The sequence below is a fragment of the Streptomyces sp. NPDC051320 genome, from assembly GCF_040682175.1.
In the GTDB taxonomy this organism is placed as follows: Bacteria; Actinomycetota; Actinomycetes; order Streptomycetales; family Streptomycetaceae; genus Streptomyces.
This window is the reverse complement of the sequence record NZ_JBFBAL010000001.1, coordinates 397,434-423,120: the sequence shown is the minus strand read 5'-3', so window position 1 is coordinate 423,120 and position 25,687 is coordinate 397,434. Positions and strand designations below refer to the sequence as shown.

Below are 25,687 nucleotides of genomic sequence, written 5' to 3'. Positions count from 1 at the left end.
CTCCGTACACCCCTGGAGAACCATGCCGCAGCGCACCGCCGTCGCCCGCCCCGTCATCGCCATCGCGGGACTCGGCATCGAATCCTCGACCTTCTCCCCGGCCCGGACCGGGGCGGCCGCCTTCCATCCCCAGCGCGGCGAGGAGGTACTCAACCGCTATCCGTTCCTCGCTCCGGGCCGGCCGCTGGCCGAGGCGGCTTACTGGCAGGGCGCACTGGTCGGCAAGTCGCTGCCGGGCGGCATGGTCACCGCCGAGGCGTTCGCCGAGCTCTCCGGTGAACTGCTGGAACGGCTCGCCGCCATGGAGCAGCTCGACGGCCTCTGGTTCGACATCCACGGCGCCATGACCGTGGAGGGCGTCGACGACGCCGAAGCGAAGCTGCTGGCCGAGATCCGTGACGTGATCGGCCCCGACGTCATCGTCTCCACCTCCATGGACCTGCACGGCAACGTCTCCCGCGAACTGGTCCACGGCAGCGACCTCATCACCTGCTACCGGATGGCCCCGCACGAGGACCACCTGGAGACCAAGGAACGCGCTGCGCGCAACCTGGTGGAGCTGCTGGTCAGCGGCGCGCCCCGGCCGGTCAAGGCGTGGGTTCCGGTACCGGTGCTGCTGGCCGGCGAGCAGACGTCCACCCGCATCGAGCCGGCGAAGAGCGTGTACGCGGCGGTGGACGAGGTGGAGGCCACCGACGGCGTCATCGACGCCGCGATCTGGGTCGGTTACGCATGGGCCGACGAACCCCGCAACCGCGCCACGGTGGTCGTCACCGGTGCCGACGAGACGGCGGTCACCACCGGTGCCGAGCGGTTGGCACGCGGCTTCTGGCAGGCCAGGCGCGACTTCGCCTTTGTCGCGCCCACCGGCAGCATGGCCGAGTGCGTGGACGGCGCGCTCGACTCGAAGGCCCGCCCCTACTTCATCAGCGACACCGGCGACAACCCGACGGCGGGCGGCGCGGGCGACGTCACCTGGGGACTCGGCTACCTGCTGGAGCGACCCGAGTTCCGGACGCCGGAGGGCCCGACCGTCATCTACGCCTCGGTGCCGGGACCCGCCGCCGTCGCGGCGGCCGTACGGGCGGGCGTCGGCGCGACCGTCACCGTCACGGCGGGCGCCGAGGTCGACGACCGGCACGCCGGCCCGCTCACCCTGACCGGCGAGGTGCACGCGATACGCCACGGCGACCGGGACGCGGAGACCGAGGTGGTGCTCAGGGTCGGCAGTGTGTACGCGATCCTCACCAAGCTGCGCAAGCCCTACCACCACGAGCAGGACTTCACCGGCCTCGGCCTCGACCCGCGCGGCGCGGACCTCGTCGTCGTCAAGATCGGCTACCTGGAGCCGGAACTCTTCGACATGGCCGCCGACTGGAAGATGGCCCTCACCCCCGGCGGCGTCGACCAGGACCTGGCCAGGCTGGGACACCGTCGCATCCACCGCCCGATGTTCCCCTTCGACCCCGACATGACCGACCCGGACCTCGGCGCCCGTCTGATCGGCCCCAGCGACCGCCCGCTCACCGGGCACGCGGAATGAGCGGCCGGCTCGTGGGCGGCCCCGCCGGCCGGCTCGCCCTGGAGATCGCGGTGACCTCGGCCGCCGGAGCCCGTACGGCCAGGGACGGCGGTGCCGACCGGGTGGAACTCTGCTCGGCCTTGGAGCTGGGCGGCATCACCCCCTCGGCGGCGCTGGTGGAGAGCGCCGTGTCGGCGGGGTTGCCGGTACACGTACTGGTGCGGTGCCGGCCGGGCGACTTCGTCTACGACGCCGAGGAGATCGCCCTGATGACCGCCGAGGTCCGCTCGGCGATCCGCTCGGGAGCGGCCGGCGTGGTGATCGGCGCGCTGACGGCCTCCGGGACGCTCGACACCGAGGTGATCAGGCAGTTCACCGACGCGGCCGGGGAGTCGGGCGCGGCGGTGGGCCGACCGGTGGAGGTCACCCTGCACCGGGCGATCGACCAGACCGCCGACCCCGCTGCCACGGCCGCCGAGATCCCCGCGCTGGGACTGGACCGCGTCCTCACCTCCGGCGGCGCGGCCACCGCCGTCGCGGGTACGCCGGTCATCGCCGCCATGGTGTCGGCCGCACCCGGCATCCAGGTGATGGCCGGGGCAGGCGTCCGGCCCGCCGACATACCCGGCCTGGCCGCCGCCACCGGCGTCGCCGCCGTCCACCTCTCCGCCAAGTCCCCGGCCCCGGCGGGCCCGCGCGGCCGGGGCCTCGCCCTGGGCGTCACCGACTCCGCGACGCACTACCTCACCGACCCGGCGCTGGTGCGCGCGGCGCACGCAGCCCGAACCGGTCTCCTCTAGCGGTGTCCAGTGCCGCTCCCTTCTACGGCGTAAGCGTGACCGGGCAGACCGGCCCGGCGATGGAGGCATGGCAATGGCCTGGTCGATCGCGGATGTACCCCGGATGTCCGGGGTCATGTCGCACGGGGATGCGGAGCGACTGCTCTCAGTCGCGTGCGGGAAGGGGACGGCCGGTGATCAAGGCAGGCGGCCCCGCCTCCGTCCGGGGCCGCGTGCCGCTCAAGGCGCGGCCCCGTCCTGCACGGAGTGTCAGACGACTTCCGCGCCTTCCTTCGCAACCTCTCCGGCCTCCTCTTGGCGGTCCTTCCCGTCGGTCTTCCCGGCGGCCTTCCGGCCGGGCAGGACGGCCAGGACGATCAGGGCGCCGGCGGCCATGATGATGCCGCCGATGAGGCTGGTGTGCGCGACACCGTGGGCGAAGGACTCGTTCACCGCATTCACCAGGGCATGGGCCTGCTGAGGGCCGCCCGTCGGACTCTTCGCGACCTGCTCGGCGACCGCCAGGCCGCCGCCCACCGATTCCTTGGCGGTGTCCAGTGCGGCGGCCGGGAGGTGGCCGCCTACCAGGTCGCCGAGCTTGTCCTGGTAGGCGGTGCCCAGCAGCGAGCCCAGGACGGCGATGCCCAGCGAGCCGCCGAGTTCCAGGGAGGTGTCGTTGGCGCCACCGCCGACGCCGAGTTCGGACTCGGGGAAGGAGTCCATGATCGTGTCGGTGGCGGGGGACACGCTGAGCCCGATCGCGAAGCCGAGCAGCAGCAGCGACGGCAGGAAGTCGGTGTAGGCCGAGTCCTTGCTGATCAGGGTGAGCAGGAACACGCCCACCGTGCCGATGATCATGCCGGGTACGACCATGGCCTTCACACCGAGCTTCGGTGTCAGCCGTCCGGTCACCGCGGCGCCGACGAACACGGCACCGGCCAGCGGCAGCAGGCGGACACCGGTCTCCAGCGCGTCGTAACCGAGGACGAACTGCAGGAACTGAGTGGAGTAGTAGATCGAGCCGTAGGCGCCGAAGAAGAAGAACAGCACCGCGAGCATCGAGCCGCTGAAGGGGCGCAGCGCGAACTTGCGGACGTCCAGCATGGGGTGCGGGTGCTTGAGCTCCCAGAGGGTGAAGGCTACGAATCCCACGCCCGCGACCACCGCCGCGGTGATCGGGCCGGTGCCCCAGCCGAAGTGCGGGCCCTCGATGATCGCATAGACCAGTGAGCCGACGGAGACCATCGAGAGCAGGCCGCCCACGTAGTCGATCCGGCCCATGGCCGCTGCCTTGGACGGCGGTACCAGGACGAGTGCGCCGATGACGGCGACGACCGCGATGGGGACGTTGATCAGGAAGGTCGAGCCCCAGGCGTGGTCCGCCAGCAGCCAGCCGGCCACCAGCGGGCCCACCGCGATGGCGAGGCCGGAGGTGGCGGTCCAGGCCGTGATGGCCTTGGCACGCTCGCGCTTCGGGAAGATCGCCACCAGCAGGGACAGTGTGGCCGGCATGACGACGGCGGCGCCGACGCCCATGACGGCGCGGGCGGTGATCACCAGGTCGGTCCGGTGGACCAGGCTGCCCATCACCGAGCCGCCCGCGAAGATCAGCAGCCCGGCGATGAGGGCGCCACGGCGGCTGTACTTGTCGCCGATCGCGCCGAGCACCAGCATCAGCGCGGCGTAGGGGACGGTGTAGCCGTCGATGACCCACTGCAGGTCGCTGCTGCTGAGTTGAAGGTCCTTGGTCATGGCCGGGGCGGCGACGATCAGGGAGGTGTTCGCCATAACCACGAGCAGCAGGCTCAGGCACAGCACGATCAGCGCCCACCAGCGGCGTGGGTACGGCCCGTTCGTCCTCTCGACGGGTGTGTTGGCGAAGAGCGGCATTGGAAGCTCCTAGGGGGTGAAGCGGCGGCTTCGGAGTCGGTCGGCAGGAGCGGTGTGGGGCATGGGGCCTGGCACCGCGGACAGTTATTTGCCCAACAGTGTGCAGACTAGTTTGTTGCTCGCACATGTGCAAATATTTATTGCTCATGGATGTGCAAGGAGTCGTTTTGCTCCTCCAGCCGACTACCGCCGACCGGAAGTCCCCGCATGACCGACCGAGCAGTCCCGCCCCCGCGCGGCCGCACGCGCACCACACGCACCCGCATCCTCGAAGCGGCCCGGCAGGAACTGGAACGCGATCCGGACAGCAGCCTCAGCGACATCGCCGGGGCCGCCGGTGTGGCGCGGCGTACCGTCTACGGACACTTCGCCGGCCGGTCCGCGCTCGTCGAGGGACTCGTCGAGGACGCCGCGGCAGCGCTACGGGACGCGCTCACGGCGATCGCCCTTCCGACCACCGACGCCATCACCGCCCTGGCGCGCTTCGTGCTCATCCTGTGGCCGGTCGGCGGCCGCTACCGCATGCTGCTGCGACTCGCCGCCCAGGACCTGGGCGCCGAACGAGTGGCCTGCGTCCTCGCCCCCGCCCGGGACACGGCGACGGCGCTCATCAGCGCGGGCCAGCGGCAGGGCGTCTTCCACACCAGCGTTCCGCCGGGAGCGCTCAGCGCGGCATTCGAGGCGCACATCCTGGCGCTCCTGGAGTGCGTCAACACCGGGCTGTGGACCGACGACGGCACGCGCACCGCCACGGCGGCCCTCATCGCGGTGGGGGTCGAAGGCGACCTCGCCGCCGCTTACGTACGCCGGCTTCGTCCCGCCGAGCGCCTCAGCGGCTGAGGTTTCCGCGTCCCGGACGCGGGCTCAGGCGTCGGAGCGGTCGGAGGCGTCGGCCCGTGCCTCCGCCGCGACCGCCCCGGCCGCATCGATCGCCTCCTGCTCCGGTACGCCCGCCGCGACCAGCGTGGCGACGGCGGTCTGGGTGCCGTCGTCCTGCCACGTCCCCGTGTTGACGCTCTCCAACAGGGAGAGGGTCAGGGCTTCCAGGCCGGCGCTGAGCACGGCGGGCGGAAGGTGGGAATGGAACACACCCTGGCGCTGTCCTCGCTCCAGAATGGTCGCGGCCTCGTCGCGGGCCGGGGACAGCACATCGGACACCCGCTCCATACCCAGGTCCTGGCGGGCGAGCGCCAGGAGCAGCCGGTAGCGATCGCCGACGGGCCAGATCGCGAGGACGAACCGGGCGAGCGCACGCTCGGGCGCCTCCGCCGTGTCCGGCTGCTGCGCCACGACTCCACGCAGCGACTCGGACGCCTCCTCGGCCAGCGCCTCCACCAAGGCCGCGCGCCCCGGGAAATGCCCGAAGAGGGTACGGCGCACCACACCGGCGGCCCGTGCGATCTCCTCCAGGGTCACGTCGGGGTTCCGGCCGAGTTCCTGCCGGGCGGTGGCCAGGATGCGGGCCCGGTTGGAACGCGAATTGCTCCGCAACGGTTCGCGGACCACGGGCTTGGACACCACGACACAACCTCACGGACTCACAGCGGTGAACGGACGGTACCCCCATCTTCGCAGGTGCCGGGCAGGCGCCCGGGCAACCATGACGGTTGGTACGCCGAGCTGCCGTGGTCGCCTGCCCTTGCCGTCGCACCGCTTGGCGGCCTCGCGGTACTCGGCACCGCTGATGCGCAGCCCGTGCCACTTTCCGCACCATCCGAAAGCGCCCGGAGCGTGCAGCGGGCGTCGGCCCGCTGGGCGAGGCCCGCTGGGCCCACGTCGTGGTGGGCGACTTCACCAAGCGGGAGGCCGTACGGTGCGTCGCCGCCATGAAGCCCTTCTGTGGGCAGCGAACTCCACGCGTGGGCCGGTCACGCGCGCCCAAGTCGACCTGCCGGGAACGGTGTGTACCGGGTCGCCAGGCGGCAGGACGGGCGTCGGGGCCACCTGCGCCCCGTACGCTCGCTTGCACTTCCCCCCGCGAGTCACTGTCGCGGCGGTCCGCCTACGGCTCCGTCCGTGATCCGGCGGATGGAACTCAGGGGTGCATGACGATCTTTCCCACATGCCCCCTGCGGGAGAGTTCTTCCTGCGCCCGAGCGGCCTGGTCGAGTGAGAAGGTCGCGGCGATGACGGGCTGGACCTCTGCCCGACGAGCCAGGTCCATGAGGAGATCGAAATGCGTGGGCGTGTGCATCGCGGAACCGATGACCTGGGCGTTGTGCAGGTAGAGACGGCGCACATCAAAGGTCACGCCGTGTCCACCGAGTGCGCCGGCGATGACCCACCGGCCCCCTTCGCGCAGCAGCGGCAGCCCCTCACTCACCAGCTCGCCGGCCACCACGTCGAGTGCGACGTCGACTCCCTCCGGGGCGGCAGCGCGGACCTGCTCGGCGATGTCTCCTGCGCGGTCGATGACTTCGTGCGCGCCTGCTTCGCGCACCGCCTCGATCTTGGGTCCGCTGCTCATGGCGATCACCCTTGCGCCGCGCGCGCGGGCGATCTGCACCAGCGCGAGGCCGACGCCGCCGGACGCTCCCGAGACCAGGACGGTTTCCCCCCTCTGCAGCTGGCCTCGCTCGATCATGCCCAGCGCCGTGCCGTAGGCGGTCGGCAACGTCGCGAGCTGGTCGTCCGTGAGCGGGGATTCCGTCACGTCGTGCACACGCTTCACCGGCGCTGTCACGTACTCGGCGTATCCGCCATCGCGTTCGCTGCCCATCAGACCCACCGGGTTGGCGTCCGGCCCGTCGGTGTCGTAGATCGCGGGGTCGACGACCACTCGGCGTCCGACGAGGCTCCCCTCGACTCCGCTCCCGACGGCCACGACCTGGCCGGCCACGTCGGCGCCCTGGATGCGCGGGAAGTCGATCGGGCCTCGCCAGCCCGACAGCGCCTGTGGGTCGTCCGGACGGCCGTAGGCGCCCTCCCGGGTCCACAGGTCGGTGTTGTTCAGCGCCACCGCGCTGACGCGGACCAGCACCTCCCCTGCCTGCAGGGCGGGGACGGCGACCTCGGTCAGCTCAAGGACCTCCGGTCCTCCGTGCCTGGTGATGCGCACCGCTCGCATGAACTCGGACACGCCCATCGCTTGTACCTCCTCGCAGGTATACTGATCTGTGAACCTGGCCCACGGTACACCGATCAGTGAAGGGACCCGTCGTGCAGGAAGCGCGGCCCCTGACGCAAGCCGGCCGCCGCATCGTGGCGGCCGCCGACACGTTGTTCTACAACCGCGGAATCACAGCGGTCGGCGTGGATCTGATCGCAGAACACTCAGGCGTTACCAAGCGAACCCTCTACAACCAGTTCGGTTCAAAAGATCACCTCGTGGCGGCCTACCTCACGGAACGCGACCAGCGCTGGCGGTCACTCGTCCAGGCCACCGTTGACGCCGGCGACACTCCGGCCGAGGCCGTTACCGCCCCCTTCGAGGCCCTGCGGACCTGGAGCGAGAACAACACCCGCGGGTGCGCCTTCATCAACGCACTGGCAGAACTCCCGGACCCCGCGCATCCCGCGCACCGCATCGCCGCGAACCAGAAGCTCTGGCTGCTGAACTTGTTCAAGGAACTCGCCGCCACGGCGGGCTGCTCGCACCCGGCCACCCTCGCCACCCAACTCCTCGTGCTGCACGAGGGGGCTGTCGCCACGCAGCCCCTCCCGATCGACACCCTTCCGGAGAGCACTGACCTGGCACGAGTCCTGGTTCAAGCCGGCACATCGCCCCGCCAGTAGAGCGTTTTCGACAGGGTGCTGTCGTTCGGCCGGGCTGGGCACGCCCGGTGGCTGCGATCGCAAGGCGGAGGATCGCCCTGGCACGGGGTGTACGGAGGCGATTGCGACCACACGGCGAGGTGCGCGCGCCAGGCATCGTGCCCCGGGCCAGGAGCCGCGGGACAGGGCCCAGCGCCCCAAAAATCTGACCTCATCCTGCGCGCCCGCTGCCCCGGCCGTCAGGCGCCCGGCCGGTCACCGATCGCGCCGGCGGTCATGTCCTGCGTACCGATCACGGAGAGAAGCTCCAGCTGGGCGGCGCCTTCGGTGCCGGGCGGGGCGCTGAACCAGAGCAGGCGCTGGCGTCCGTCCTCGCTGAACAGGGTGTTGCAGTCCAGCTCGATGACGCCCAGCGCGGGGTGCACGATGCGTTTGTGGTCGGCCCGCCGCAAGGTGACGTCGCGGGCCTCCCAGAGGGCGGCGAATTCCTCGTTGCGGCGCCGTAGCGCGGTCACCATCTCGTGCACCCCGGGGTCACGGCCCCGCCGGGCTGCGACGGCTTGCAGGTCGGCGACGAAGAACCGGGAGTGGTGGTCGTGGTCCTCGGGCGGATAGAGCTTGCGGGCCTCGGGGTCGGTGAACCAGCGGTAGAGGAAGCTCGCCCCAGGCCCGCGTACGGCGGGCGGAGGGCCGATGAGGGCGGCGGCCAGGCGGTTCTGGACGAGGACTTCGTGCAGATCGGTGATGACCTGGGCGGGGGTACCGGTGAGTTGGTCCAGCAGGCCGAGCAGAGCCGGCTGGACGTGCCCGGCCGGGCCGTCCGTTGCCGGGGGGAGCGGCCGGTCTGCGAGGTGGAACAGATGGTCGCGCTCGTCACCGTTCAATCGCAGGGCCCGGGCGAGGGCAGCCACCACCTGGGCCGATGGCTGGGCGCCGCGACCGCGTTCCAGCTCGGTGTAGTAGTCGGCCGAAAGACCGGCCAGTTGGGCGACCTCCTCGCGCCGCAGCCCGGCCACCCGGCGCCGGGGACCCGTAGGCAGGCCGACGTCGGCAGGGCGGACCCGGTCGCGCCGGGACTTGAGATATGCGGCGAGCTCCGAGTGGTTCACGCCCCCATCGTCCCTCGCACCGGGGGCTCGAGCCAGGGGGTGCCAACCCCTGGGTAGGGACAGCCCTGGTTGGTACGGGGGCGGCGGCCCAGGCTGGACACGCAAGCGGGGCACCGGTCCGCCGGCCCCGCCCCGGCATCCACCGCAGGAGTCAGGAGCCACCATGTCCCCCCGAGAAACCGCGAACAGCCGTGCCGCTTCCGAGCAGAGCGTTTCCGAGAAGGGCCCTTCCGAACACGGCACCGACCGGCCCCGTGTCGCCATCGTCACCGGTGGCTCGCGCGGTATCGGCCGTGAGACCGTGAGCCGGCTGGCCGCCGACGGCTACTCCGTCGTGGTCGGCTACGCGGGCAACCGCGATCAGGCCGAGGCCGCGGCCAAGGGCGCCGTCGCGGCCGGTGGCCGGGCGGTCGCCGTCCAGGCCGACGTCGCCGACGAGCAGCAGATGGCCGCCCTGTTCGACACCGCCGCTTCCGAGTTCGGTGGCGTCGACGTCGTCGTGCACGCGGCCGGCCGTATGCATCTGTCACCGATCGCCGATCTGGACCTGGCGGAGCTGGACGCGCTCCACCGCACCAACATCCGTGGCACGTTCGTCGTCGCCCAGCAGGCCGCCCGGAAACTCCGCGGCGGCGGGGCGCTGATCATGTTCTCCACGTCCGTGGTCGGCCTGGCTTTCCCCACCTACGGCGCGTACAGCGCCAGCAAGGGCGCCGTGGAGGCGCTCACCATGGTTCTCGCCCGCGAACTGCGCGGCCGGGACATCACCGTCAACGCCGTAGCTCCCGGCCCCACCGCCACCGACCTGTTCCTCGACGGCAAGGACGAGGAGACCATCGCCCGCCTGGCCGCGCAGGCCCCCCTGGAGCGTCTCGGGACCCCCGCCGACATCGCCGAGGTGGCCGCCTTCCTCGCCTCACCGGCCGGCCACTGGGTCAACGGCCAGGTCGTCCGCGCCAACGGCGGCATCGTCTGACCCGACGGCACGCTCGCCGCACCCAACTCCCTTCACCCACACCACGAAAGAAGCAGCAGATGCCGTTCGCGAACTTCAAGGTCCCCGCCGGATCCCTCGACGAGAAGCAGAAGCAGCAGCTCGTCACCCGCGCCACCGAGCTGTACGTCGACATCTACGGCGAACGGGCCCGCGCCAACACCATGGTCCTGGTCGAGGAGGTCACCGACGGCGGCTGGGGCATCGGCGGCAACGTCCTCACCCTGGCGATGCTCCAGGGGTCCGCCGATGACTGACGCCATCGACGCCTCCGAGGGTCAGCCCTGGGAGGCGTAGGAGACGAAGTCGCCCCACGCGGCGGGGGAGAGGGTGAGTTCGGGGCTCTGCCGGTCCTTGGAGTCCCGGACGTGGATCGCCTCCGTCCCCTTCGCCACCTCGATGCAGCTGTCACCCTGTGAGCCGCTGTAACTGCTCTTGAACCAGGCCAGTCCGGACGTACTCATAGCGCTCCTCGCAATCGCTTCAGCAGGCCCACGGAGTCGTCGGGCGTGAGGGCCTGCGAGCGCAGTTTGGCATACCGCTGCTGAAGGAGGCTGATCTCCTTCGCGTGGGCGATCAGCCGCCCGTTCTGCTGTCCCTCCGAGTACCCGAACCACCGGTTGTCGGGTGTCTCGGCCAACTGCATCGGCCCGTCCAACCCCGCGTGGGACGGCCGCCGCGTCGGCATCACCTGGAACTCCACGTTCCAGTTCCGCTCGATCAACCCCAGCAACTGGTCGAAGAGTTCACGCGTCACCCCCTCCCCACCCGTGTACCGCTCCAGCACCGCCTGCTCCACGATGAAGCTGAACGCCGTCGGCGGCTTGCGCGACACCGACAGCAGTTCCTGGCGGGCCAGCCGCGCCGCGATCCGCTGCTCCAGCTCCTCCGGGTCAGGCAGCGGCGGCACGTCCAGCGACACCGCCCGCGCATAAGCCTCCGTCTGCAGCAGTCCTGGCACCACCCGGCACTCGTACGTGTACAGGCTGATCGCCGTCGTCTCGACCCGCGCCCACTGCCGGAACCAACTCGCCAGACCCGCCTGCCGTGACAGGTGCGGCGCCGCCTTGCGCAGCGCCCCCGTGTTCCCGAAAGTCGCCTCAGCGCGTTCCACGAAGTCGCGGTCCGGCATCCGCCGGCCCTGTTCGATCGAGGCGACCGTGTGCTTCGAGAAGCGCACCAGGTCGCCGAACTCCTCGCGGCTCAGACCCGCGTGCTCCCGTAAGGCCTGGACGAACGCGCCGAAGGTGCGCAGACTGTCCGACACTCCCGGCTCGGCCCAGGCTCCTCCAACCGCCGCCGTACCGCCGCCGTCCGTGTTCTCGTAGGCCACCGTCGGGCACCTCCCGCACAACCGCTCCGCCGTCACACTCCTGACGCCGACCATCGTCACACCCCGTGACGCGTACCGTCCACCCACGGTGTGCGTACGCTGACACAGCGTACGCACGTCAGACCTGGTGAACGCACCTGATGCGCCGCCACATTGGGCGCATGACCCCACCCGAAACTCCCGCGACCCGACAAACGCCGCTCACCGTACGTGTGTTCACGCAGCGGTTCAGCTCCACCCCGCTCGGCGCCCGCCTCGCCCGTCGGCTCGTTCTGCACCAGTTGGACGCCTGGGGGCTGCCGCACGGCACCGAGACGTCCGACACCGCCGCCCTGCTGGTCGCCGAGCTCGGTGCGAACGCCGTCACACACGGCCGGGTTCCCGGCCGGGACTTCGAGGTCACGCTCAAGCTCCTCGGCCGTACGCTGCGGATCGAGGTATCCGACACGCGGGGCGAGCTCCGGCCACCGCCTCCCGGCACGCGCCGCCCGACGCTCCCGCCGCTCGCGGAGACCGGCCGGGGCATGCTCCTGGTGGAGGCGCTCGCCGACCGGTGGGACGTGCTCGACCGCGTGCCCCTCGGCAAGACGGTCGTCGCCGAGCTGGACCTGCCGCGCTGAAGAGTCGCCCTTCCATAAGGGCCGGGCCTCCTCACTCCGGGCTGAGCGCCACAGTCGTCGTGACGCGTGTGAGGGCCGGTTTCCCCGGCACCGACCCGAACCCGAAGTGCACGGGTGGTTCGACGGGGGGCCATCCCACCGAGGTCCGCGCCCTCGAAGGTCCCCGACGCCGCGCGGACCGGTCGTAGGTCCCGGGCGCCGTACCACTCGCGACGGCCTGCGCCCGCACTTCCGCGGGTTCGCACGCCGGACAGCAGCAGACGGGCGGGCCGGTCGGTCAGCGCGCTCCACCCCGGACGGCGGGCGAGCGGGCCGGGAACGGCACGCAGCAAGAACCCGAGAAGCTGTCGCCGGCCGGTCGCGAAGCGTAGATCGAGCGGCCCCGCGGTGACGGTCCAGGTGTCGCCGGCGACGCTCACGTCGACCGGGACGACGCGCACCGTGTCGAACGCGTAGGTGCCGCGGATGAAGTCCGCCGTCTCCGGGGTGGGGGCCAACAGCAGCCGTTCTCCGTCGGCCCGTTCGAGCATCACATCGCTGAACGGCCCGAACGGTGAGCGTTGCCAGTGTCCGAGCACGATGCGCGTCCCGGACGAGGTGCCCACGCCGGCGATCCAGCCGTCGAAGCGCAGCCGCGGGCGTCGTGTGGCCCCGCTGAGGATTCGGCTCATCCACTCGTTTCCTCTCGCAGCGCCTGGGCGAGTTCCGGCCGGGCGCGGGTCCGTCGCGCCCGCTGCTCCGCTCCGTACTCCCCCACAGGTGGCGAGTCCCCCAGGGGCCGCCGAACATGCGCCCGGGGTGCCCGGGTCTGGCCGGCCGCGATTCCGGCTTGCGGTTGCCGCTGCGTCAACTTCTACGGTCGTATGTGTGGCCGGACGGACCGGCCCGGTGATGGGAGGCACGGCGATGGCCTGGTCGATCGCGGATGTGGCCCGGATGTCCGGGGTGACATCCCGGACGCTGCGGCACTACGACGCGATCGGTCTGCTGCCGCCGGCCCGGATCGGAAGCAACGGGCACCGCTACTACGAGCAGGCCGATCTGCTGCGGCTGCAGCAGATCCTGCTGATGCGGGAGCTGGACCTGGGGCTGCGCGAGATCCGGGAGGTTCTGGACAACCAGGTCGATCAGGTGGCCGTGCTGCGCGAACACCGGAGGCGGCTGCTGGGGGAGCGGGACCGGCTGGAGACGCTGGCCCGCACCGTCGGGCGGACCATCGCGGAACTGCAGGAAGGCAAGGTCGACAACAACATGGTGCAGATCAACAGGCCGGAGAACCTCTTCGAGGGATTCGACCCGGCGCCCGTCGAGGCCGAGGCGCGCGAGCGGTGGCCGGAGCAATGGGAGCAGTCCCAGCGGGTCGTCGAGACGATGACCGCCGATGACCAGGACCGGTGGCAGCGCGAGGTGACGGCGCAGATGATCCGCCTGGCGGAGTTCATGGTGGCCGGCACACCGGTCGCCGACCCCGCGGTGCAGGCCGAGATGGACGTCCACTACCGGAGTGTCTGCCGTTTCTGGACCCCGTGCGCGGACGCGTACAAGGGACTGGGCCGGACCTACGTCGACGACCCGCGGTTCCGCTCCAACTACGACAGGATCGCCGACGGCCTGGCCGCCTACCAGTGCGAAGCGATGGCCGTGTACGCCGACGTCCGCCTGAGCTGAGCTGCACGTGGGCCCACGGCGCCGGAGGCTCTTGGCGCCGTGGGCCCGCCTTCCTCACACCGGCCGACCATGGCCTGTGAGCCCCTGGACCGGCTCACGGGTCGGCACGGCGGCCGGGACATGCCACCTCTGCACAGGCCCACGGGTCCGGTACGTCCGCGCTGCCCGGCCGCCGGTGCAGCGGGGGCGCCGTACTGCGGTGGGGACAACTCCGCGCGTTGCAAGCGAACATGAGGTGCCGGGGCGGGGATACACGGTTGACAGGCGCCACGCGTGACTGGCGGTCCGAAGTCATACCCCGGATTGGATGTGATCACATGACAACGCCGGATCATTACCCTTCGCAGGAATCGAACGACTGGCAACCCGGCCGGACAGCCGTACGCAGCAGCAACGGCCTCGCTGTAGCCGCACTGGTGCTCGGGATCCTGGCCGTCGTCTTCTTCTGGACCGTCATCGGCGGCATTCTCCTCGGTGTGATCGGCCTGGTCCTCGGAATCTTCGGTATCCGCAGGGCAAGCGCCGGCAAAGCTCCCAGACGTGGCATGGCGATCACGGGAACAGTGCTGTCCACACTGGGGATCCTCGGCGGCGCCGGCATCCTCATCGCGGGAATCTCCATCCTGAACTCCGACTCCTTCAAGAGCTATTCGGACTGCGTACATCACGCCAACTCCCAGTCCGAAAAGGATCAGTGCGCGCGCGACTTCAATCATCAGCTGGGCAACTGAGCACCACTCGCTCTCTCCGCAGGGCGGCGCACCGCGGCCGGCGACTCCTCGGCAACCCACTGGTCGAAGTGGGCTGCCGAGCCGGCCGTCCGGTCCCGGGCGCGGGCCGCGCGATACCCCTCACGCCCGCCTGCCGCCGTCGACCGACATCGCGATCACGGTGACGTAGGACGCAGCGTCCGAGCAGAGCCAGACAGCCGCCGCCGCGGCCTCGCCCGGCGTGGCCAGCCGGCCGAGCGGTGTGATCGCCTCCTGCCCCGCGACCATGTCGGTGCCGGCCGCCACCTTCTCGAAGCCGGGGGTTCGGGTCGGGCCGGGGCAGACGGCGTTGACCCGGATGTTGTCCGGCGCGTAGTCAACCGCGGCGGCCTTGGTGAGCCCGACGATGCCGTGCTTGGCGGCCACGTAGGCCGGGGCATGCGGGATCGCGTACAGGCCTCCGTTGGAGGCGATGTTGACGATCGCGCCGCCGCCTCTGAGCAGGGGCAGCTCGTACTTCATGCACAGGAAGGTGCCGGTCAGGTTGACGTGGACCGCACGCTCGAACTCGTCCGCAGTCATCCGGTCGAGCTGCCGGTGGTGCGAGGCCATACCGGCGTTGTTCACAGCGAAGTCGAGGCCGCCGTATGCCGTGACCGTGCGCTCGACGGCCGCCCGCACGGAGCGCTCGTCGGCGATGTCGACGGCGACGGTCAGTGCTTCCCCGCCGCCCTTCCTGATCATCTCGGTGGTCTCGTCCGCCGTGCTCTCGTCGATGTCGAGCACAGCGACCGCGGCGCCGCTCCGGGCGAACTCCAGCGCCGCGGCCCGGCCGATTCCGCTGCCGGCGCCGGTGACCAGTCCCACCTTCCGGGCCGGGCCGCTCCCGGGGGCCGTTCCGCTCATGCCAGCACCTCGTGGTTCGCCCAGGCGACCTTGTAAGGGTGCCGCGACTGCCAGTGGCCGATGACCTCGTGCATGCCGGGTGCGGTGAACGCCTTGGCCAGCGCGTCGATGTCGGCCACGGCGACCTGCACGATCGCGGTCGCGATCAGTGCCGGAATCGCCTCCTCGCCGGGGACGGGGATGTGGCGCCGGGTCGCGACCGACTGCACGAGGCCGGGGTCCAGCATGACCCGTTCGATGTCTGTGAGGAATTGGTCGAGCTCAATGTCCGGCAGGGGCTGATCGAAGGAGACGATCATCGTGGGGTTGATCATGGGCCAATTCTTGACAGCATGCACCGTCGGCGTCCAAGACCGGTTCGATATCCAGCGATAACCTGGAGGCATGACCGAACTGGAGACCCGTGAGCTCGAGTACTTCATGGCCGTCGCCGACGAGCTGCACTTCGGCCGGGCCGCCGGCCGGCTCTCGATCGCCCAGCCGGCGCTGTCGAAGGCGATCCAGCGGATCGAGGCCCGGCTCGGCGTCCCGCTGTTCGTCCGCTCCAGCCGGCGCGTCGAACTCACCTCGTCGGGGGAGGCGTTGCAGGAACACGGGAGGCATGCGCTCAACGCGGTCGCCGCCGCCGTCCGGTACGCCCGGAGCGCCGTCGACACCCGGGCACACCTGCGGCTCGTGCTCAAGCCGGGCGGCGACGCCGGCCTGCTGTCCGGGATCCTGGCCGAGTACGCCCACCAGCCCGACGCCCGCCGGGTGGACATCCTGTTCAGCGGTCCCGCCGACCGCGCCGACATCCTGCTCGACGGCCGGGCCGATGGTCGGCCTGCTCTACGCCCCGTTCGACGCACTCGACGGGCTGGCCCACGAGACGCTGCACGCCGAGGACCGCGTGGTCATCGTCCCGTCGGCGCACCGGCTGGCCGGGCGCCCCTCGGTGCGCATGTCCGATCTGGAGGGCGAGACGTTGCCGCGCTGGAAAGGGGTCCCCGGTGGCGACGGCACGGGACCCGAGGTCGCCGACGTGCTCCAGATGCTGCACATGATCACGGTGAGCCGGATGATCGGTGTGCTGCCGCGCTCGCTGGTCGAACCGGTCCCGCCCGGCCTGGTCTGCGCCCCGGTGGCCGATGCGCCGCCCAGCCGCCTGGTGCTCGCCTGGAACGAGCAGGACCGCCGGCCGCTGGTCGCGTCGTTCGTGGCCGCCGCGCTCAGTACCGCGACCGCAGCTGGCTGACAGTCAGGTCTGTCGGCGGCCCCACGGGACGTGGTCACAGCGTGAGCACGATCTTGCCGTGAGTGTGGCGGCCGGCCTGCAGGGTCACGGCGTCGCGGACCCGTTCGATCGGGAAGGTCGCCGCGATCGGCACGGTGATCCGGCCGGCCAGGATCGCGTCGGTGATCCGCTGCATGTCACCCGGCCTGGCGTCGGCGCCCCCGGTCGCGCGCGCACCGCCGGGAGGGTTCGGGCCCGCGGCGATCGTGGAGATCCGCTCTGGCGGTACGCCGAGCGCGAGCGCGGTCTCGGCCGTCTCGGTGCCGAAGAGGTCCGTCGCGGCGGTCACGCCACCTGGGGCCAGCGCGCGCACCCGGTCCGCGAGCCCCGGGCCGTACGCCACGGGCTCGGCGCCCAGCTGCCGCAGGAAGTCGAACGTGCCCTCCGAAGCGGTCCCCAGCACCCTGGCGCCGGCGAGCTTCGCGAGCTGTACGGCGAACACGCCCACGCCGCCGCCGGCGCCGCCGACCAGGAGGGTGTCGCCGGGCCGCAGGCCGATCGCCGCCAGCGCGGCGGCGGCGGTCAGGCCGGCCACCGGAAGCGTGGCCGCCACCTCGTCGCTGATGCCGTCCGGTGTGCGAAACAGCGCGTCGGGCGCCTGAGTCGGGGTCTTCATGACCACGAAGTCGGCGGCGGCCTTCGCCAGCGCTCCTCCGTGGACGCGATCCCCTACGGCAAAACCATCGGCGCCGGCTCCGACCTCTTCGACGACACCGGCGAAGTCGAACCCGAAGCCGGACGGCACGGTGACGCCGAACATCGCGGCAGCCTCCGGGTCCGAGGAGAGGATCCAGTCCATCGGATTGAGACCGGCGGCTGCCACGCGGACGCGCACCTCGCCGGGGCCGGCGTGCGGCTCCGGAACGTCTCGCAGCTCCAGTACCTCGGGGCCTCCGAATGTCTGATGAACGACGGCTCGGCTCATGGCTGACCTCCAGTGGGACGGACGAACAAGTGATGGGACTTAGTCCTATCACCGTACACGGGTGACGGGACCAAGTGCCGTACACTGTTCTCATGGCCCGCTGGCAGCCCAACGCATCAGAGCGACTCGTCGTCGCCGCCCTCGAACTGTTCGAGGAGCGGGGCTATGAGCGCACCACGGTGATCGAGATCGCGGAGCGCGCAGGGCTCACGAAGAGCACCTTCTTCCGGCATTTCCATGACAAGCGGGAAGTGCTCTTCGGCGGGGGCGCGATGGCCGGAGTGCTCGCCGACGGGATCGCCGCGGCGCCGGCCGGTGCCACGCCGTTCGAAGCGGTGGCGCACGCTCTGGACGCGGCCGGGAGGGAAGCCTTCACCTCCGCGCGCCGTGAGTTCGGCGCCCGCAGGCGGGCAGTGATCGCGGGCAACCCGGAACTGCAGGAGCGCGAGGCGCTCAAGGGCCTCGGTCTCACCGCGTCGATGACGGACGCGCTCAAGCAGCGCGGCGTTCCCGAGCTGACCTCGTGCGTGGCCGCGGAGCTGGGCGCGCTGGCCTTGAAGATCGCCTACGAGCGCTGGAGCAACCCGACTGGCAGCGGTGACTTCGGTGACGTCGCGCGGCGGGCACTCAGCGATGTGCTGGCGGCCGGTGGGCTGGGCTGACGCGGACGGAGCCGGAGCGTGCGGTCCGTCAGGAGGGCATGAAGTCTCCGTTCACCTGCCCTTGGCGTGGTCGCGGCCGGCCCCGCGGACCGTGGACAGACACAGGTCGAAGAGCTCTGTGACGGAGCCCTGTCCGTCTCGTTCCACCCAGGTCTGACAAGCCACGTCCGCACAGGCGAATGCGGCGGCGATGACGGCTCCGGCGCGAAGGCGCCGTTCGTCGGCCTTTTCCATCCGCGTCTCGATGGCAGGCAGCAGCGCCGTCCGCCAGGACAGCTGCTTCTCGAGGTAACCGGCGTACAGCGAACTGGTGGTGAACAGCAGCCGCAGGCGCTTGAACGCCTGTTCGGGCGTGGCATGGGAGGAGAGGACGGCGATCCAGCCGGCCCGCAGCGCGTCCCAGGCCGAGACGTCCGCAGGCTGCTCCTCGACCGTCTTCCGCAGCAGTTCCCCGAGCTCGTCCTTCTTTGGGCCGATGAGGTCTTCCTTGGCGCCGAAGTAGCGGAAGAGAGTGCGCTGGGAGACGCCGGCCTCGTGCGCGATCTGGGCGACGGTCGTCTCCTCGTAGCCCTGCTCCGTGAACAGCCGCAGCGCCGTGTCGAGGATCTCCTGTGCGGCCAGCTGCCGGGTGCGGTCCCAGAAAGTCGGACCGCCGCTCGCCTTCGCGTCCTGCTTCATCCCCGGATGATATGCCCTGCCACCTTGACGGCGGATGACACCGTGACATCACATGACTACTTGGCAGTCGCTGCCAAACGGCGTAGTTTGCCCACTGGACCGCACATGCGACAGAAGGTGGACGTCATGCCCGCACCAACTGCATTGATCACCGGCGGAACCAGTGGCATCGGCAGGGCGACAGCCGAACTGCTCCACGAGCGCGCTTACCGGGTCATGGTCACCGGACGCGAGAGCGTCAGAAGCGCGGGCCTGCCGGAGGCGATCGGTGTGGTCGAGGCCGATGCCCGGTCGCTCACGGCCATCGACCATGCTATGGAGGCCGTCCGGGACCGCCTCGGCTCACTCGACCTGCTGTTCCTCAACGCCGGTGTCTCCCGGCCGGGCCCGATCGAGTCAACCGACGAAGCCGCCTTCGACGAGCTGTTCGACGTGAACGTCAAGGGCAACTTCTTCACCCTGCAAAAGGCGCTTCCTCTGCTCAACGAGGGCGCCTGCGTCGTCTTCACCATCGGGGCGGGGAGCGGTCTGGGGGCGGCCATGACCGCGGCCAAGTGCGCGCTCCTACCCATGGTCCACGCGCTTGCCCACGAGCTGGCCCCCCGCCGCATCCGCGTCAACGCCGTCAGCCCCGGCGCCGTCGACACTCCGGCCTACGCCAAGCTCGGCGTAGCCCAGGAAACGGTCGACTCCTGGGCGGACACCATCCCGCTGGGCCGCATCGGTCGCCCGGGCGACATCGCCGAAGCTGTCGCCTTCCTCGCATCGGACGCAGCCGGCTACGTCACGGGGAACAACCTCATCGTCTCCGGCGGCATGGGGATCCCCGGCGCCTGACCGAACGCGCCGGATGCAGGGGCCGTTCGACGGGCCCGCTGGGTAAGAAGGCGCTCAGAGAGCGGACTTCACGCGACTGCTCTGCGGCTCCGGCTCCGGCTCCGCGGGCCGGGAAGCCGGACGCAGGGCGATCACCAGCAGCAGTGAGCCGCAGAGGGCGACCAGCATGATCCCGCCCGCGGTGATGTGCATGGCCTTGATGAACGCGTCGTTGGCGGTGTGCGTCAGCGCGGGACGGTGGATCGTGGCGGCGGTTTGCCAAACTGTGCCGCTGCGTGAGGAACGCAGTCCCGTGGCCTCAGGAGCCGTACCCCCAGGAGAACCAACCACGCCAACCGCTCGCCCCCGGGATCCAGCGCCGGGGAGGGGCGATATTGTTACTACCGGGATAAAAGGTTAGCCTGCCCTAATCCACCAAAGTGATCCCGGGGTTGAGGATGCCGATGGTCTCAGTGCAGTTGGGCGCGCGTCGGAGCGGTCCGTCCGTGCCGACGGATTCGGCGGGGGTTGCGCGGCTGGCCGACCTTCGGCCCGGGATGAGTGGTGAGGTGATCGACATCGACGAGTCGGTCGAGCCGAGCACCGCGCGACGGCTGTTCGACTTGGGGTTCGCCCCTGGCGCGGAGGTCACCGTGCTGCGGAAGGCGCCGCTCGGCGACCCCGTTGTCTTCCAGGTCGTGGATTACGAGGTGGCACTGCGCAAGGCGCAGTCCGCCGGCATCCGGGTACGGCGCACCGCGTGAACGCGCACTGCGGTCCGGTGGCCCAGACGATCACCGGCGAGACGCGTCTGGCCCTGGTCGGCAGCCCGAACTCGGGCAAGAGCACCCTGTTCAACGCTCTGACCGGCCTGCGGACCAAGACCGGCAACTACCCCGGAGTGACCGTCGCGCGCTACGAGGGTCTGGCGCGGGTCGGCGAGCACGAAGTGGTCATCGAGGATCTGCCCGGCACCTACAGTCTCGACCCGATCAGCCCGGACGAGCAGGTCGTCGCCGATGTGCTCGACCCGGGCAACCCGGGCCTCGGCACACCCGACGGGATTCTCGTCACAATCGACGCGACGACGCTGCGTCGTTCCCTCGGGCTGCTGGCCCAGGTCATGCAGACAGGTCTGCCGATCTGTGTGGTGCTCACCTTCCGCGACGAACTGGCCCGCCGCGGCGGCACCCTTGACGTCTCGGCCCTCCGCCGTGCGCTCGGCGTGCCGGTCGTCGCGGTGACGAGCGGGTCACGCAACGACCTGGCGCAGTTGCAGTCCATGCTGCCCGACCGGGCCGCATGGGAGCGGCCGGTCGTCCCGCCGCCCACCGACCCCTCGCAGCGACGGGCCTGGGTGGAGTCGCTGCTGCAGAGTGCGGATTACCAGGTACCCGAGGCCGATCACCGCACGCGGCGCATCGACGCCGTGCTGCTGCACCCGCTGTGGGGCACGCTCATCTTCTTCGCGACGATGTTCGCGTTCTTCCAGATCATCTTCACCGTCGCGACACCCCTGCAGGACGCGGTACAGAGCCTCTTCGACTGGCTCGGCACACTGGTCACCGCATACGTTTCGAATCCGTTGCTCTCCGGCTTCCTCGGCAATGCCCTGATCGGCGGCCTGGGCAGCGTGGTGGTCTTCCTGCCGCAGATCGCTCTGCTGTTCCTCATGATCTCGTTGCTGGAGGGCAGCGGCTACCTCTCCCGTGCGGCATTCCTGATGGACCGGCTCATGTCCAAGGCCGGGCTGGAGGGCCGCGCGTTCGTCGCCCTGCTCTCCTCCCTCGCCTGCGCCATCCCCGGCATCATGGCCACCCGCTCCCTGCCGTCGGCCAAGGACCGCTTCGCGACCATGATGGGCGCGCCGCTGATGACCTGCTCGGCGCGCCTGACGGTCTACGTGATGCTGACCGGCCTGCTGGTGAGCCCCGGCACCAGTGTCGGTCCCTTCGGCGCCCAGGGCATCGTCATGTTCGCCCTGTACCTCGTCGGCGCACTCTCGGCAATGGCGACAGCCTGGGTCTTCAAACGGTTCAGCAGCCGGGGCGGGCCGGTGCTGCCGTTCTACATGGAAATGCCGTCTTACCGGCTGCCGCGGCCGCGGTCGGTGGCCGAGTCCATGTGGAGCTCCTGCAAGGGCTTCCTGCACAAGGTCGGCCGGATCATCCTGCTGGTCACCGTCGGGCTGTGGCTGCTGCTCAGCCTGCCCATGCACAGCGATGCGCAACTGCGCTCCGCCGGCGTCGACCCGGCCGACCGGACCGCGGTCCAGGCCTATGAGGTCGACCACAGCTATGCCGCCGACATCGGTCAGGCCATCGAACCCGTCTTCGAACCCCTCGGTTTCGACTGGCGGATCAACGTCGGCGTGCTGGGATCGCTGTCCGCCCGCGAGGTGTTCGTCGCCACCCTCGGGCAGGTCGCCGCCGCCCAGAATCCCGACCAGCCGGCCGAGACCCTGGCACACATGACCTACACCGATGGGCCGCACCAGGGAGAGAAGCTCTTCACCCCGGCCACGACGGCCGCCTTGCTCGTCTTCTTCCTCTACGCACTGCAGTGCATGTCGACCGTCGGCGTCATGCGCCGTGAGACCGGCTCGTGGAGATGGCCCGCGGTCGCCTTCGGCTACATGTTCGTACTGGCCTGGACCATGGCGTTTCTGACGCACACCGTCGTAGGGGCGCTGACATGAGCGTCATTCCCATGCACCCCGAGGCCACCACCGACCCGCAGGCCGTCCGCTGGGTGATCCCCGCCGGCACGCTGCCGGTCGTCGGGGAAATCGCCGACGCACCGGACGAGCTCGGGACGATGCTCCACTCCGAAGACGTCGCCTCCATCGAGGTGGAGACCGGAGCCGTGGTGATCCGGCTCGCGGACGGCCGGAACTGGTCCGGCACCGGAGCCCGGGTGCGCGACGCGCTGAGCACCGCACTGCAGCACCCTCGGCGCTGGCGGCCGGTCGCCGTGGTCACCGAGGACGACATGCTGCGCGCCGCACTGCAAGACGTCCTGAACGGATCCGTTGGTGACTACATCCGCTCCCACGGCGGCGAAGTGACGATCGTGTCCGCCCACGACCGGCACGCGGAGGTGCGGATGGCAGGCACCTGCTCACACTGCCCGGCTGCCGGGTTCACCCTCCACTCCCGCCTCGAGTCGGAACTGCGGGCGCGGTTCCCGGATCTGGTCGGGCTGCGGGCCACGGAGGAGCCCGGCAAGGCGGCAGGGCGCACCTGGCTCACCCTGCGCCGCCGCAGCGCGTGACCTTCCAACGCAGATACAGGCCCGGGCCGGCCCTTGAGCCGGACGCCTGCCGGCGCGCACGGCGAGAACCGATGCCTAGACCTTGATGACGGTGATGCGAGAGCCGCACAGGGCGGTCAGATCCTCGGGGTCCGAGGTGAGAACCGTCGTCGGACCGGGGGCGGCGAGGGCGGTGGCGCCGAGCATGGCGTCGATGGCGTATTTGTGGCCGTGCAGGCCGACGTTGGCGAGGAGCGCGGCGGCGTGACGGGCAATGGTCTCGCTGACCGGTTCGATGACGAGGCGGGAGAGAGTCCACTCCAGGGCCGGTCGGTTGATCCGGGGGTGGACCACTTCCACGAGGGTTGCCGCAGAAGTGATCACCCGCAGGTCGTCGGCGCGAGCGAGGGCGAGCCAGCCGGTGACAGTGCGGTCGCGAAGGACGGCCTTGGCCAGCCCTTCACCGTCGAGGACCAGGGTGCCGCCCGGGTCAGCGGCGGAGGAGCGGGTCACGCGGCGTTCGCACCGCCCCGCGTTTGCTGCTGGCGGGCCTGGTAGAGCTGGTCGCGCAGGGCCTGGATCTCTTCGTCGGCGATGGGCCCGTGCTCGGCCTCGGCGACCTGGATGAGCTCGTTGAGATTGTCCCGCTCGATCTGGCGCGCGACGGCAGCGGCAACATAGGCAGACAGCCCCGAAGGGCCGCTGCGGGCCTTGGCGGCTTCGGCGATGTCGCGGGGCATGGTGATCGAGTACTTGCCGGTAGGCTCACTCATGCCACTCATCCTACCTTTAATCCTCCCGAGTCGAGGACGACTGGCGAAGGAAGCCGTCGCGTCGCTCGCTGCGAGGCTCCATCCTTGTCCGGGGCGCGCAAAGGGCGGCCGCAGCGGCGTTGTTGCTGCCGGGGCCTGCGCAGGCGCGGCGTCCCCGGGAGGAGTCGCGGAGCAAGGGCCGTGGCGGGCCGACGCCTTCAGGCTGTCCCGTTTGGCAAACATGCGCTCAAAGCGGCGCGCACCACTCACGCGCAACCAGTGATGGACAACGACAAAGAGCCGGACCCAGTGGGACTGGGTCCGGCTCTCGAAGTCTGGCACTTCCGCAGGTCAGCGATGCGATCACGCTGTTCCGGCTTCTGTGCCCCCGGCAGGATTCGAACCTGCGCACACGGCTCCGGAGGCCGTTGCTCTATCCCCTGAGCTACGGGGGCGTTTCGGCGGGTGAGCGCCGATGGGTGAAACCCTACCAGCTCAGACGGGGTGGCCAGGAACAGGTATTTCCGGAGCGTGGGCGTCCGTTGTCGGGGTGTGGGGGCGGAAGTGGGCAAAACCGGGACGCGGTGGGGGCGGCGGTTCTACGCTCGTGGGTGTGCCGGGCGCGCTCGGTCGGGTGCTTGTTGTCGATGACAACAAGGTCATCCGGCAGCTGATCAGGGTCAATCTCGAGCTGGAGGGCTTCGAGGTAGTGACCGCCGCTGACGGTGCCGAGTGTCTGGACGTGGTGCACCAGGTGTCACCCGATGTGATCACTCTCGATGTGGTGATGCCCCGGCTGGACGGATTGCGGACCGCCGCGCGGCTGCGTTCCGATCCACGGACCTGCCGGGTGCCGCTGGCGATCGTCAGCGCGTGTACGCAGCAGGAGGTGGACAGCGGTCTGGCTTCCGGGGTCGACGACTTTCTTGCGAAACCGTTCGAGCCGGCCGAGCTGGTGCTCCTGGTGCGGCGGCTGGTGCGGCTGAAGGGTTCGTCCGCGGCTGCGCGGGCCTGTCGGAACCCCGGCGGGTGCCGGTCCGCCGGGCGGGCGGAGAGTGCGCTCGGCTGACGGGGGTTCCGCACCGGGTGGTGGCCGTAGGGGTGGCTGTAGTAGAGCCCGGTGTGGTGCCCGTATGGCGAAACCGGTTCGCGGAGATGCCCCCCTTCTCCCATACGCTGGTCCCATGACCCCCGCAGAGCTCTCCTGTACCGTCGCGCGCGCCGTGCGCCGCGCGGTGGATGAGGGTGCCCTCCGAGTGGCTGTTCCCGAGCGGGTCACGGTCGAGCGGCCCCGGCCGGGCGGGCGCGGGGACTACGCCACCAACGCCGCCCTTCGGCTGGCGGGGCCTGCCGGAATGCCGCCCCGGGTGGTCGCCGAGGCGCTGCGGCAGCGGATCGCCGGTATGCGGGGGATCGAGCGGGTCGAGATCACCGGGCCGGGGTTCCTTAACTTCACGCTCGTTCCGGAGGGTGCCGGCGCCGTCGTACGTGCGGTGCTCGGGCAGAGCGCGCGGTACGGGCGCGGGACCGCACCCGGTGGTCCGGCGTGGCAGGCGCCTGTCCTTGCGCCCGCGCACGTTGCGCGGCTCGGGGCTGACGCCGCGCGCTGGGACGCGCTGCTCGGAGGTGGCGAGCAGCTGCTGGTGCGCCGGGAGGGCAACCCGCTGTTCCGGGTCCAGTACGCGTACGCCCGCAGCCGCGCACTGCTGCGGAACGCGGACGACCTCGGCTTCCGGGCAGCCTATGAGCACGGCATCGAGCAGGAGGCGGCGGTGCCCGCGCTGGTCGCCGCGCTCGCCGACCACCCGGCGTTCGTCGAAGCCGTCGAAGTCGAAGCGGTCGAAGAAGCGGACGAGGCCCCCCGGGCCGATTCGGGAGCGGCCCGGCGCCTCGCCCGGCACCTGGTCACCGTCGCTGACGCGTTCCTGGAGTTCCACGTCACCGTGCTGCCCGTCGGCGACGAGAAACCCTCGGCCGCCCACCGTTCCCGGCTCGCTCTCGCCGAAGCCGCCGGGACGGTGCTCGCAGGCGGCCTGGCCCTGCTCGGCATCTGCGCACCCGAACACATCTGAGACGTCTGAGAG

At 70.6% G+C, this 25,687-nt stretch carries 28 protein-coding genes, 1 tRNA gene and 3 pseudogenes; 17 read left to right on the top strand and 15 right to left on the bottom strand.

Translation table 11 applies throughout. The features are described 5' to 3' along the window. The first annotated feature begins 22 nt into the window (after window positions 1-22). A complete protein-coding gene (locus AB0M87_RS01930) occupies window positions 23-1,543 on the top strand; it encodes a M81 family metallopeptidase (RefSeq protein WP_365849303.1) in 1,521 nt (506 codons plus the stop codon). Then, entirely contained in the window at window positions 1,540-2,322 is a 783-nt protein-coding gene (locus AB0M87_RS01925; protein WP_365849302.1) for a copper homeostasis protein CutC, read from the top strand. The genes AB0M87_RS01930 and AB0M87_RS01925 overlap by 4 nt, the downstream gene beginning before the upstream one ends. 249 nt (window positions 2,323-2,571) lie before the next feature. Here the strand turns inward: AB0M87_RS01925 and AB0M87_RS01920 are convergent, their stop codons facing one another. Next, window positions 2,572-4,191 (bottom strand): MFS transporter, encoded by a 1,620-nt coding sequence (locus AB0M87_RS01920; RefSeq protein ID WP_365849300.1) that lies wholly within the window; start codon window positions 4,189-4,191, stop codon window positions 2,572-2,574. 207 nt (window positions 4,192-4,398) lie between these two features. On the opposite strand from AB0M87_RS01920, the gene AB0M87_RS01915 reads away from it, so the two are divergent. Continuing rightward, window positions 4,399-5,031, top strand: coding sequence for a helix-turn-helix domain-containing protein (locus tag AB0M87_RS01915; protein ID WP_365849299.1), 633 nt, complete (start codon window positions 4,399-4,401; stop codon window positions 5,029-5,031). Between the two features lie 24 nt (window positions 5,032-5,055). Here the strand turns inward: AB0M87_RS01915 and AB0M87_RS01910 are convergent, their stop codons facing one another. Together AB0M87_RS01910 and AB0M87_RS01905 are read right to left on the bottom strand one after the other, a co-directional pair. Further along, window positions 5,056-5,709, bottom strand: coding sequence for a TetR/AcrR family transcriptional regulator (locus AB0M87_RS01910; RefSeq protein WP_365849869.1), 654 nt, complete (start codon window positions 5,707-5,709; stop codon window positions 5,056-5,058). A gap of 517 nt (window positions 5,710-6,226) precedes the next feature. Further along, window positions 6,227-7,276 carry a zinc-binding dehydrogenase gene (locus AB0M87_RS01905; RefSeq protein WP_365849297.1) on the bottom strand — a complete coding sequence of 350 codons (1,050 nt, stop codon included), beginning with the start codon at window positions 7,274-7,276 and terminating at the stop codon, window positions 6,227-6,229. A gap of 74 nt (window positions 7,277-7,350) precedes the next feature. Between AB0M87_RS01905 and AB0M87_RS01900 the strand changes: the two genes are divergently transcribed. Beyond that, window positions 7,351-7,926: a TetR/AcrR family transcriptional regulator gene (locus tag AB0M87_RS01900; protein ID WP_365849296.1), complete on the top strand. Its 576-nt coding sequence runs from the start codon at window positions 7,351-7,353 to the stop codon at window positions 7,924-7,926. A gap of 218 nt (window positions 7,927-8,144) precedes the next feature. Here AB0M87_RS01900 and AB0M87_RS01895 read toward each other — a convergent pair whose 3' ends face one another. After that, window positions 8,145-9,014, bottom strand: coding sequence for a helix-turn-helix transcriptional regulator (locus tag AB0M87_RS01895; protein ID WP_365849294.1), 870 nt, complete (start codon window positions 9,012-9,014; stop codon window positions 8,145-8,147). A gap of 163 nt (window positions 9,015-9,177) precedes the next feature. On the opposite strand from AB0M87_RS01895, the gene AB0M87_RS01890 reads away from it, so the two are divergent. Then, window positions 9,178-9,990 (top strand): SDR family oxidoreductase, encoded by an 813-nt coding sequence (locus AB0M87_RS01890; RefSeq protein WP_365849292.1) that lies wholly within the window; start codon window positions 9,178-9,180, stop codon window positions 9,988-9,990. A gap of 59 nt (window positions 9,991-10,049) precedes the next feature. After that, the gene (locus AB0M87_RS01885) at window positions 10,050-10,265 is read left to right on the top strand and encodes a 4-oxalocrotonate tautomerase family protein (RefSeq protein ID WP_365849291.1); all 216 of its coding nucleotides are present in this window, start codon (window positions 10,050-10,052) and stop codon (window positions 10,263-10,265) included. 21 nt (window positions 10,266-10,286) lie between these two features. Here the strand turns inward: AB0M87_RS01885 and AB0M87_RS01880 are convergent, their stop codons facing one another. Beyond that, window positions 10,287-10,472, bottom strand: coding sequence for a DUF397 domain-containing protein (locus tag AB0M87_RS01880; RefSeq protein ID WP_365849289.1), 186 nt, complete (start codon window positions 10,470-10,472; stop codon window positions 10,287-10,289). Then, a complete protein-coding gene (locus tag AB0M87_RS01875; protein ID WP_365849288.1) occupies window positions 10,469-11,341 on the bottom strand; it encodes a helix-turn-helix transcriptional regulator in 873 nt (290 codons plus the stop codon). The genes AB0M87_RS01880 and AB0M87_RS01875 overlap by 4 nt, the downstream gene beginning before the upstream one ends. 161 nt (window positions 11,342-11,502) lie before the next feature. On the opposite strand from AB0M87_RS01875, the gene AB0M87_RS01870 reads away from it, so the two are divergent. Beyond that, window positions 11,503-11,961, top strand: a complete 459-nt coding sequence (locus tag AB0M87_RS01870) for an ATP-binding protein (RefSeq protein ID WP_365849286.1) — start codon at window positions 11,503-11,505, stop codon at window positions 11,959-11,961. Window positions 11,962-11,992: 31 nt separating this feature from the next. On the opposite strand, the pseudogene AB0M87_RS01865 reads toward AB0M87_RS01870, so the two are convergent. Then, window positions 11,993-12,632, bottom strand: a pseudogene (locus AB0M87_RS01865) (hypothetical protein). 235 nt (window positions 12,633-12,867) lie between these two features. Between AB0M87_RS01865 and AB0M87_RS01860 the strand changes: the two are divergent. Continuing rightward, on the top strand, window positions 12,868-13,629 hold the full coding sequence (locus AB0M87_RS01860; protein ID WP_365849868.1) for a MerR family transcriptional regulator: 762 nt from the start codon (window positions 12,868-12,870) through the stop codon (window positions 13,627-13,629). 317 nt (window positions 13,630-13,946) lie between these two features. Further along, the gene (locus AB0M87_RS01855; protein ID WP_365849285.1) at window positions 13,947-14,360 is read left to right on the top strand and encodes a DUF4190 domain-containing protein; all 414 of its coding nucleotides are present in this window, start codon (window positions 13,947-13,949) and stop codon (window positions 14,358-14,360) included. Window positions 14,361-14,480: 120 nt separating this feature from the next. Here AB0M87_RS01855 and AB0M87_RS01850 read toward each other — a convergent pair whose 3' ends face one another. Further along, the gene (locus tag AB0M87_RS01850; protein ID WP_365849283.1) at window positions 14,481-15,245 is read right to left on the bottom strand and encodes an SDR family oxidoreductase; all 765 of its coding nucleotides are present in this window, start codon (window positions 15,243-15,245) and stop codon (window positions 14,481-14,483) included. After that, complete coding sequence (locus AB0M87_RS01845) at window positions 15,242-15,559, bottom strand: hypothetical protein (protein ID WP_365849282.1); 318 nt, start codon at window positions 15,557-15,559, stop codon at window positions 15,242-15,244. Before AB0M87_RS01845 ends, AB0M87_RS01850 begins: the two co-directional genes overlap by 4 nt. 70 nt (window positions 15,560-15,629) lie before the next feature. Between AB0M87_RS01845 and AB0M87_RS01840 the strand changes: the two are divergent. Beyond that, a pseudogene (locus AB0M87_RS01840) lies at window positions 15,630-16,479 on the top strand (LysR family transcriptional regulator). A 34-nt stretch (window positions 16,480-16,513) separates the two neighbouring features. Here AB0M87_RS01840 and AB0M87_RS01835 read toward each other — a convergent pair. Beyond that, window positions 16,514-17,443 carry an NADP-dependent oxidoreductase gene (locus tag AB0M87_RS01835; RefSeq protein WP_365849280.1) on the bottom strand — a complete coding sequence of 310 codons (930 nt, stop codon included), beginning with the start codon at window positions 17,441-17,443 and terminating at the stop codon, window positions 16,514-16,516. A gap of 92 nt (window positions 17,444-17,535) precedes the next feature. Between AB0M87_RS01835 and AB0M87_RS01830 the strand changes: the two genes are divergently transcribed. Then, entirely contained in the window at window positions 17,536-18,105 is a 570-nt protein-coding gene (locus AB0M87_RS01830) for a helix-turn-helix domain-containing protein (protein WP_365849279.1), read from the top strand. Window positions 18,106-18,156: 51 nt separating this feature from the next. Here the strand turns inward: AB0M87_RS01830 and AB0M87_RS01825 are convergent, their stop codons facing one another. Then, entirely contained in the window at window positions 18,157-18,783 is a 627-nt protein-coding gene (locus tag AB0M87_RS01825) for a helix-turn-helix domain-containing protein (protein WP_365849278.1), read from the bottom strand. 126 nt (window positions 18,784-18,909) lie between these two features. Between AB0M87_RS01825 and AB0M87_RS01820 the strand changes: the two genes are divergently transcribed. After that, window positions 18,910-19,620, top strand: a complete 711-nt coding sequence (locus tag AB0M87_RS01820) for an SDR family oxidoreductase (RefSeq protein WP_365849277.1) — start codon at window positions 18,910-18,912, stop codon at window positions 19,618-19,620. A 54-nt stretch (window positions 19,621-19,674) separates the two neighbouring features. Here the strand turns inward: AB0M87_RS01820 and AB0M87_RS01815 are convergent, their stop codons facing one another. After that, on the bottom strand, window positions 19,675-19,812 hold the full coding sequence (locus AB0M87_RS01815) for a hypothetical protein (protein ID WP_365849276.1): 138 nt from the start codon (window positions 19,810-19,812) through the stop codon (window positions 19,675-19,677). Between the two features lie 245 nt (window positions 19,813-20,057). Here AB0M87_RS01815 and AB0M87_RS01810 point away from each other — a divergent pair, with 245 nt between their 5' ends. The 3 genes from AB0M87_RS01810 to AB0M87_RS01800 are packed head-to-tail and all read left to right on the top strand — an operon-like array spanning window position 20,058 to window position 22,872. Further along, on the top strand, window positions 20,058-20,363 hold the full coding sequence (locus AB0M87_RS01810; protein WP_365849274.1) for a FeoA family protein: 306 nt from the start codon (window positions 20,058-20,060) through the stop codon (window positions 20,361-20,363). After that, entirely contained in the window at window positions 20,360-22,297 is a 1,938-nt protein-coding gene (locus AB0M87_RS01805) for a ferrous iron transporter B (protein WP_365849272.1), read from the top strand. The genes AB0M87_RS01810 and AB0M87_RS01805 overlap by 4 nt, the downstream gene beginning before the upstream one ends. Then, the gene (locus AB0M87_RS01800; protein ID WP_365849271.1) at window positions 22,294-22,872 is read left to right on the top strand and encodes a NifU family protein; all 579 of its coding nucleotides are present in this window, start codon (window positions 22,294-22,296) and stop codon (window positions 22,870-22,872) included. The genes AB0M87_RS01805 and AB0M87_RS01800 overlap by 4 nt, the downstream gene beginning before the upstream one ends. A 75-nt stretch (window positions 22,873-22,947) precedes the next feature. On the opposite strand, the gene AB0M87_RS01795 is transcribed toward AB0M87_RS01800, so the two are convergent. The 3 genes from AB0M87_RS01795 to AB0M87_RS01785 form a co-directional block, all read right to left on the bottom strand. After that, the gene (locus AB0M87_RS01795; protein WP_365849269.1) at window positions 22,948-23,364 is read right to left on the bottom strand and encodes a PIN domain-containing protein; all 417 of its coding nucleotides are present in this window, start codon (window positions 23,362-23,364) and stop codon (window positions 22,948-22,950) included. Beyond that, window positions 23,361-23,624 carry a CopG family transcriptional regulator gene (locus AB0M87_RS01790; protein WP_365849268.1) on the bottom strand — a complete coding sequence of 88 codons (264 nt, stop codon included), beginning with the start codon at window positions 23,622-23,624 and terminating at the stop codon, window positions 23,361-23,363. Before AB0M87_RS01790 ends, AB0M87_RS01795 begins: the two co-directional genes overlap by 4 nt. A 362-nt stretch (window positions 23,625-23,986) precedes the next feature. Further along, window positions 23,987-24,058 (bottom strand) — tRNA-Arg (locus tag AB0M87_RS01785). A 109-nt stretch (window positions 24,059-24,167) separates the two neighbouring features. On the opposite strand from AB0M87_RS01785, the pseudogene AB0M87_RS01780 reads away from it, so the two are divergent. Both AB0M87_RS01780 and AB0M87_RS01775 read left to right on the top strand, forming a co-directional pair. Then, a pseudogene (locus tag AB0M87_RS01780) lies at window positions 24,168-24,672 on the top strand (response regulator). 115 nt (window positions 24,673-24,787) lie between these two features. Further along, window positions 24,788-25,675, top strand: coding sequence for a DALR anticodon-binding domain-containing protein (locus AB0M87_RS01775; protein ID WP_365849267.1), 888 nt, complete (start codon window positions 24,788-24,790; stop codon window positions 25,673-25,675). Window positions 25,676-25,687 lie beyond the last annotated feature (12 nt).